Source organism: Candidatus Riesia pediculischaeffi (genome assembly GCF_002073895.1).
Classification (GTDB): Bacteria; Pseudomonadota; Gammaproteobacteria; order Enterobacterales; family Enterobacteriaceae; genus Riesia; species Riesia pediculischaeffi.
Genome location: NZ_CP012839.1, coordinates 536,353 through 536,877, shown reverse-complemented (window position 1 = coordinate 536,877; position 525 = coordinate 536,353). Strand labels below are relative to the sequence as shown.

1 rRNA gene (only partly in view) is annotated in these 525 nt (G+C 48.2%); it reads right to left on the bottom strand.

From position 1 onward, the window contains the following. Positions 1–525: ribosomal RNA gene (locus AOQ87_RS02450) — 16S ribosomal RNA — on the bottom strand (it extends past both window edges: 488 nt to the left, 568 nt to the right).

The window sequence follows — 525 nt, the reverse complement described above, 5'->3', positions numbered from 1 at the left end:
TGACGACAGCCATGCAGCACCTGTCTCAGAGTTCCCTAAGGCACATCTACATCTCTGCAGATCTCTCTGGATGTCAAGAGTAGGTAAGGTTTTTCGCGTTGCATCGAATTAAACCACATGCTCCACCGCTTGTGCGGGCCCCCGTCAATTCATTTGAGTTTTAACCTTGCGGCCGTACTCCCCAGACGGTCGATTTAACGCGTTAGCTTCGGAAGCCATCACTTGATCGTGACAACCTCCTAATCGACATCGTTTACAGCATGGACTACCAGGGTATCTAATCCTGTTTGCTCCCCATGCTTTCGCACATGAGTGTCAGTCTTTGTCCAGGGAATTGCCTTCGCCATCGGTATTCCTCCATATCTCTACGCATTTCACCGCTACACATGGAATTCTATTCCCCTCTACAAGACTCTAGTAGATCAGTTTTGAATGCTTTCCTGAGTTAAGCTCAGGGATTTCACAAATCAACTTAATCTACCACCTGCGTGCCCTTTACGCCCAGTAATTCCGATTAACGCTCGC